Below are 6,812 nucleotides of genomic sequence, written 5' to 3' on the forward strand. Positions count from 1 at the left end.
TCTGATAACCGTGCGAGCGGTGTGTCCCGCCACCCAGGCGTGCGTCCACGGCGGCACTTGGACCTGCAAAGGGCGGTGGTGGCCCGCGCGCACCTGGCGAAGGGAAAGGGCTCATGGAGGACACGACCAAGATCATCCTGGCGGCGGCCGTCGTCGGGGGTTACATACTGGGACGGGCGAAAAAAGGACGCCTGGCCTTCAGCCTGGCGACATACGCCGCCGGTCGCCGCCTTGGCGTCGAGCCGAGAGAGCTCGCGACGCAGGGCCTCAAGAAGCTCAGCGAGATGCCCCAGGTCGCCGAGCTCGGCGAGCAGATCAGGGGCGAAGCGCTGGACGCCGGCCGCCGGGCCCTGACAGCTGCCGCCAACCGGCAGATGGCCAAGCTCGCCGACTCGCTCCATGACCGCACCCTCGTCCTCAGCAGGGGCGACGACGAGGCCGCGGAGGAAGAGGAGTACGACGAGGCGGAAGACGACTACGAAGACGAAGGCGAGCCCTACCAAGAGGCCGAAGAGGAGGAAGAGGAAGAAGAGGAAGAGGAGCCGGAGGAAGAAGAGGCCGAGGACGAAGAAGAGCCCGAGGAAGAGGAGCCCGAGGAGGAAGAGGAAGAACCACCTCCCCGTCGTCCGGCCCGCCGCGCCTCCCCCGCGCGCACGACCAAGGCGGCACCCCGCCATGCACCGGCCCGTAAGACGCCGGCCAAGAAGACCGCCCCCGCCAAGAAGACCGCCCCGGCGAAGAAGGCTGCCCCGGCCAAGAAGGCAGCCCCAGCGAAGAAGACATCGACCGGAAGCGCTGCTGCGAGGACCCCGGCGAAGAAGGCAGCCGCCGGCACGAAGGCGAGGGCCGCTTCCTCCTCGACGTCGCGGCGGGCGCCGGCCACGAAGGCGGCGGGCAAGCCGGCCGCGAAGAAGACGGCAGCCAAGAAGAGCACTGCGCGCCAGCCTGCACGCAAGGCCGCTGCGAAGAAGACCGCAGCGACCCGGAAGACGGCCAGCCGCAAGCCGTCCACGCGGAGGTGACACCCCATGGCCACCACACAGCGCGGTGCCAGGAACGCACCCTCCGGATTCGACAGACTGCTCGACGAGGCCGCCGCCTACCTCTCCATGCAAGCCGACCAGCTGGCCGACAAGGCCGTGGACAAAGTGGGCGACGTCACCGACCGCCTCTACGACGTGGCGGAGAACGGGGGCCAGCTCCCCGGACTCGGCGGCCGGCTCCTCAAGGGTGACTCCCCGGTGAAGGCCGTCCTCGGCCAGACGCTCGACGGACTCAAGGACACGGTCAAGGACGCCGGCGCCGGTTTGCTGGGGGGCAAGGGCAAGGGTCGCAAAGGCGGCGGCAAAGCCATCAACATCGTCGAAGCCATCGACGTCGGGGTACCACTGCGCACCGCCTACGACCACTGGACCCAGTACGAGGACTTCAGCAGCTTCGCCAAGGGTGTACGCAGCGTTTCACAAAGTGATGACACCACCACCGACTGGAAGGTCAAGGTCGGCCCCTCCACACGCAGCTGGAAAGCCACCGTCGAAGAGCAGATTCCCGACGAGCGGATCGTCTGGAGCTCCGGGGGGCCCAAAGGGACCACTCGCGGCTGCGTGAGCTTCCACGAGCTCGCCCCCTCCCTGACCAGGATCCTCCTGGTCGTGGAGTACTACCCTGCCGGACTTTTCGAAAAGACCGGAAACCTCTGGCGGGCACAGGGCCGGCGTATGCGCCTGGACCTGAAGAACTTCAACCGTTTCGTCAGCCTCTCCAACGAAGAGCCCGAAGGCTGGCGCGGAGAGATCCAGGACGGCGAAGTGGTCCTCACACACGAAGAAGCCCTTGAGGACGAGGAGGAGGCGGAGGAGGCGGGCTCGGCCGACGAGCCGGACGAGCCGGACGAGGAATACGAAGAGCCCGAGAGCGACGACGAGGAAGAACAGGAGGAGGACTACCCCGATGAGGAGGAGGAAGAAGAAGACGAGGAGGAGCAAGACGAGGACGCATACGAAGACGAGGACGAAGAGCCCCGCCGGCCACGGCGCCGGCGCTGAGGCTCACGGAACCTCCGTCTGTGTGGCCGTGCTCCCCGCACGGCCACAGCCCTGGTCCGTCGCCTAGGACGCCCCCATTCGGGAGTGTCATGGCGTGGCCTTGCCGGCTCGGCCGGGGTCCCTCAGGAACCGTCGCTGGTCGTCGAGGAATCCGTCCGCGAAGAGCGAGCGGGGGGGGAGAAGAGCGCGGTAAGCGCGATCTTGAGGTCCGAGTGCTCGATGGACTGCTTGAGCAGTGAATGGGTCGCGTCCGGGTAGCGCTTGACCTTCAACGCGCCGCCCGCATCCAGCACCTTGCGGTAGACGCGCTCCGTGTCGGCGGAGCACTGTACGTCTGCGCCAACGCCTGGGAACCGTACGTCGAAGACGCGGCCACCGCCTCGGCGCCCACGGCGCGCTCACCCTCCTCACCACGACGGACCTGCGCAGGGGCGACACCCAGGAGCCTGCCGAACTCGCCCGCCAGCTGTGGCCCCTGCAAGAGATCGCCGACCGCTACCACCGCCTCAGCCGCATCGCCCGGCCCCGCCTCGACCGGCTCACCGGCCCTGCCGGACTCTCCCCGTCCGCACTCCTGACCATCGCGGTCGAGCTGGCCGCCGAACTCACCCGCGCCATGGAGCCCGACCCGCTGCTGCCGCCTCAGCTCCTGCCCCAGCCCTGGCCCGGCACCCAGGCCCGGGAGCTCATCGCCCGGTGCTGGGCAGCCCTGCACGAACGCGACCACGGCGAAGCCCGCCCGGCCCTCTTCCGCCTCTACGCCGACATCACCCGAGAGGCGGCAGACCGGGCCACCCGCTGAAGACGGAACAGACGGCGCAGGTCATGCCTGTGGGGCGAAGGCGCCGAGCGCGTAACTGTACGAACTGATGCCACTGACGGGACAGACCGCCGGTCCGATCCACGATGTGGCACCGGCTGCCGACCTCGGGACCGCCCCCACGCATGCGGGGGATACGCTGGACGCAGGGCTCCGGTAACAGCGTGAGGCCATGAGGACCATGGGAATGCATCCCGTCGCGGAATGCCGCTTTCACCATCGCGGCGCGGAGCTCGTGTACGACGACGCCGGGCACGGGCCGCTCGCCGTGTACGCCCACGGCGGTTTCGCGAGCCAGGCCCAAGAGGAGCGGATGGGCCTCTTCGACTGGGCGCCCGTCCTGGACGCCGGGCGGCGCCTGGTCCGCTACGACGCCCGGGCCCACGGCCGGTCCACCGGCGAATCCGTGGCCACCGACTACACCTACGCCTCCCTCGCCGACGATCTGCTGGCCCTGCTCGACCATCTGGGAGCCACGGAGCCCGTCGACGGCATCGGTGCCTCCATGGGCTGCGGCACCGTCCTGCACGCAGCCGTCCGTGCGCCCGTGCGGTTCTCCCGGCTGGTCCTGCTCATCCCGCCCACGGCGTGGGCGGGACGAAAGGCCTACGCGCGTGCCAACCGGGCGGCCGCCGACACCGTCGAACGGGAGGGGGTGGATGTCTGGCGGGCCGCCAAGAACGGCCGACCCCGCCCCGCGGTCGTGGCGGACGTCCCCGAGCTCCCGCCGACACCCGAGGAGCGCGTCCTGCCCTCCGTACTGCGCGGCCTCGCGCTGGCCGATCTGCCCGCGCCCGCCGCGATCGCCTCGCTGCGCCAACCGGCCTTGATCCTGGCCTGGGAGGATGACCCCGGCCATCCGCGGGCGACGGCGGAAACCCTCGCCGCCTGCCTGCCCGACGCGCGGCTGCGCGTGGCACAGACGCGCGCCGAAGTCGCGACATGGGGAGAGCGCATCGCGGAATTCCTGACGCAGCCCCCGCGCCTTGAGGTGGAAGGCGGCTGATGACCCGTCAGGCACAACCGAAGGCCGGGCGCATGACACCGCACCCGGCCCACTTCGAGTCATTACAGCGGTCAGCGCACCCTTCCGCGGGGCTTCAGGCGAGTCGCCGGGAGATCCGGGGCCGGCAGCGGAGCGCTTTAGCGCTGCAGGGTAAGGACACCCGGCCGCCACGGCAGTTGGTCGTAGGGGCCGCTCGCCGTGGGGGACTTGCCCTGGTAGAGGAACTGCAGATTGCAGGGGTCGATGGTCATGGTCTGGTCGGGGTTGTTGCGGACCAGGTCACCGTGGCTGATGTCGTTGGTCCAGGTGGCACCGCTGTTGGCCTTGCCCGCGAAGGGGTTGCTTTCGCTGCTGGCCTGCGGGGTCCACGAACCGCTCAGGCTGGAGGCCGTGAACGAGCGGAAGTAGCGCCCATTCGCCCCCTTCGCCTCAACGATCATGAGGTACTGGTTCTGGCCCTGAACCTTGTAGACCTGCGGCGCCTCGAACAGGTTGTCCGTCGAGTCGCTCATGACCGTCGTGTACGACGAGCCGAAGCTGCCCGGGAAGTTCCCGATCGGCATGCTCGCCCGGTAGATGTTGCCGTTGTCACCGGCGAAGAACAGGTACATGTTCTGGCCGTCAGCGATCAAGGTCTGGTCGATCGGGCCAGTGCTGGAGTTGGGGATGCTACCGGTGAACAGCGGCTGCGGCGGGGACCAGCCGTTGGGGTTGGTGGGGTCGCTCGACGTGCGGTAGATGAAGGGCCACGCGCCCCACTGGTACGCCAGCACCCAGATGTTCTTAGGCGCGAAGTAGAACAGCGTGGGCGCCACCGCTGTCTGGCTCATCCCGCTCTGGCCGGCCGACGCCATGTCCGACCAGTTCGTGAAGGGACTGAACATCATCGAGCCGTACGACGATCCCGACACGTTCGACGCGTAGACCACGTGCTTGCCGTTGTACACCACGTCGGTGAAGTCCTTCACCGCGGCCCACCCGTTCGCCGGCTGCGCCAACGCACCCGTCGACGTCCACCGGTACGTCGACGGAAGGGCACACGTGCCGCCCGTCGGCGCGGGCGTCGTCGGGGTCGACGTCCCGGACGGGCCGGTCCACTTCTGGTTGCTGCCGCCGTTGCACGTCCAGATCTCCACCGCCGTGCCGTTGGCCGTACCGGCGCCCGTAACGTCCAGGCACAGCCCGGACTCCACTCCGACCACCGTGCCGTCGGAGTTCACCCGCCACTGCTGGTTCGCAGCGCCGCTACAGGTCCAGATCTGCACCCGGGTACCGGCCGTGGTGGCGTGGCCCGGAACATCCAGGCACTTGTTGCCGTATACGGTCAGCTGGTTGCCGGACGTCAACGTCCACAGCTGGTTGGTCCCGTTCGAGCAGTCGTAGATCTGCAGGTACGTGCCGTCGGTCTGGCTGGCGTTCGGCACATCGAGACACCGACCGGAACCCACACCGCGCAAGGCACCGCTGGTGGCCGCCTGAGCCGGGTTGGCGACGAGCATCGCCGCCAACGCCGCCACGGCCGCAACCACGGCGGTGAGCACCACAGACAGATGCCTGCGGCTGGAACTTCGTCTGGGCATGGGACCTCCTTTGTGAACGGATGGAGCAGTGAGACAGCTTTGTTATCGCTAACATGCGCGGGCCACCCTGAGTGTGCGCATCAAGAGTTGCCAATCGGCCGGCGCAGGAAATCCTCGCCTTTGCCTGTAGGGTTTCAAAAGTCCCGTATATGTGCTGACCTGCGCGCTTGCCAGGCTGCCGTGGTCTTCGTCAGGCCGCGTTGCGGTACTGGGTGTGTCGCCCCCGGCGGCTCGCGGCGGTTTTCCCGGCGGGGCGAAGGGATCTGGCGCAGGCACGCGCCCCCCGCGGCTCAGCTCACCTGAAGTTCCAGTGCTGGTTGGCGCCGCCGTTGGAGTCCCAGATCTGGACGGGAGTGCCGTTGACGGTCTGACCGCCGGGGATCTCCAGCGCCCGGCCGCTGGCGACGTTGGTCAGCGTGTAGGAACCGTCGCTGTTCTGGCTGGCCCGCCAGTGCTGGTTGGCGCCGCCGTTGGAGTCCCAGACCTGCAGCCTCGTCCCGTTGCCCGTCTGGTTGCCCGGCTCGTCCAGTGCCCGGCCGCTGGCGATGTTGGTCAGCGTGTAGGAGCCGTCGCTGTTCTGGCTGGCCCGCCACTGCTGGTTGGAGGCACCGCTGGCGTCCCAGACCTGGAGCGGGGTGCCGTTGCCGTTCTGTCCCGCGGGCTCGTCGAGAACGCGTCCGGCGGCCACGTCGGAGAGCGTGTAGACGGTTCCGGAGGTGATGCCCCCGCCCGGCGTGCCGCTGCTGCTGCCGCCCAGGGCGGTGAGTGCCGCGCTGTAGGCGGGCTTCTTGTTGCCGCTGTTGTCGAACAGCAGCGGGTTCTCACCGGTGCGCCACGAGTCGCTGTCGCGGATGCCCCACACCGTGATGCCCGTGCAGCGAGCGACGTTGAGGCAGGCCCGGACGGTGTTGGCGTACGCGGTGGTGGACGCCTGGGCGATGTCGAGCTCGGTGATCTGGACGTCCACGCCGAGCGCGGCGAAGTTGGACAGCGTGGTCTGGAAGCTGGCCGGCGGGCCGCTGGTGCCGAAGTGGCTCTGGAAGCCGACGCAGTCGATGGGTACGCCGCGGGACTTGAAGTCCTTGACCATGCTGTAGACGCCCTGGGTCTTGGCGTCGGACCAGTTCTCGATGTTGTAGTCGTTGTAGCAGAGCTTGGCCGAGGGGTCGGCGTTCCGGGCGGTGCGGAATGCCTCCTCGATGAAGCCGTTGCCCAGCAGGTTCTGGAACACGGAGCTGCGGTGCTGGTTGCTCCCGTCGGCGAAGGCCTCGTTGACCACGTCCCAGGCGTAGATCTTGCCCTTGTAGTGGGTCATCTCGGTGGTGATGTGGTTGTTCATCAGTGCGTTGTGGCAAACCGGA

6 protein-coding genes are annotated in these 6,812 nt (G+C 68.4%); 4 read left to right on the forward strand and 2 right to left on the reverse strand.

The window, feature by feature from the left end:
* Positions 1 to 113 precede the first annotated feature (113 nt).
* From J7I97_RS22855 to J7I97_RS22870, 4 genes are all read left to right on the forward strand, one after another.
* On the forward strand, positions 114 to 1,022 hold the full coding sequence (locus J7I97_RS22855) for a histone protein (protein ID WP_214937791.1): 909 nt from the start codon (positions 114 to 116) through the stop codon (positions 1,020 to 1,022).
* A gap of 6 nt (positions 1,023 to 1,028) precedes the next feature.
* Positions 1,029 to 2,045, forward strand: coding sequence for an SRPBCC family protein (locus J7I97_RS22860; RefSeq protein WP_214937793.1), 1,017 nt, complete (start codon positions 1,029 to 1,031; stop codon positions 2,043 to 2,045).
* 514 nt (positions 2,046 to 2,559) lie between these two features.
* On the forward strand, positions 2,560 to 2,847 hold the full coding sequence (locus J7I97_RS22865) for a PaaX family transcriptional regulator C-terminal domain-containing protein (RefSeq protein ID WP_374195505.1): 288 nt from the start codon (positions 2,560 to 2,562) through the stop codon (positions 2,845 to 2,847).
* A 190-nt stretch (positions 2,848 to 3,037) separates the two neighbouring features.
* Positions 3,038 to 3,871 (forward strand): alpha/beta fold hydrolase, encoded by an 834-nt coding sequence (locus J7I97_RS22870; protein ID WP_214937795.1) that lies wholly within the window; start codon positions 3,038 to 3,040, stop codon positions 3,869 to 3,871.
* A gap of 137 nt (positions 3,872 to 4,008) precedes the next feature.
* Here the strand turns inward: J7I97_RS22870 and J7I97_RS22875 are convergent, their stop codons facing one another.
* Complete coding sequence (locus J7I97_RS22875; protein ID WP_214937797.1) at positions 4,009 to 5,451, reverse strand: non-reducing end alpha-L-arabinofuranosidase family hydrolase; 1,443 nt, start codon at positions 5,449 to 5,451, stop codon at positions 4,009 to 4,011.
* 295 nt (positions 5,452 to 5,746) lie between these two features.
* A partial coding sequence (locus J7I97_RS22880; protein ID WP_214937799.1) for an endo-1,4-beta-xylanase occupies positions 5,747 to 6,812 on the reverse strand: 1,066 nt, incomplete at its 5' end.

This window comes from Streptomyces sp. ISL-87 (assembly GCF_018614095.1).
Taxonomy (GTDB): domain Bacteria; phylum Actinomycetota; class Actinomycetes; order Streptomycetales; family Streptomycetaceae; genus Streptomyces.

Coding starts and splice junctions, on each gene's coding strand:
- J7I97_RS22860 (WP_214937793.1), top strand. CDS start 1,029: ATGGCCACCACACAGCGCGGTGCCAGGAACGCACCCTCCGGATTCGAC.
- J7I97_RS22875 (WP_214937797.1), bottom strand. CDS start 5,451: ATGCCCAGACGAAGTTCCAGCCGCAGGCATCTGTCTGTGGTGCTCACC.
- J7I97_RS22855 (WP_214937791.1), top strand. CDS start 114: ATGGAGGACACGACCAAGATCATCCTGGCGGCGGCCGTCGTCGGGGGT.
- J7I97_RS22870 (WP_214937795.1), top strand. CDS start 3,038: ATGAGGACCATGGGAATGCATCCCGTCGCGGAATGCCGCTTTCACCAT.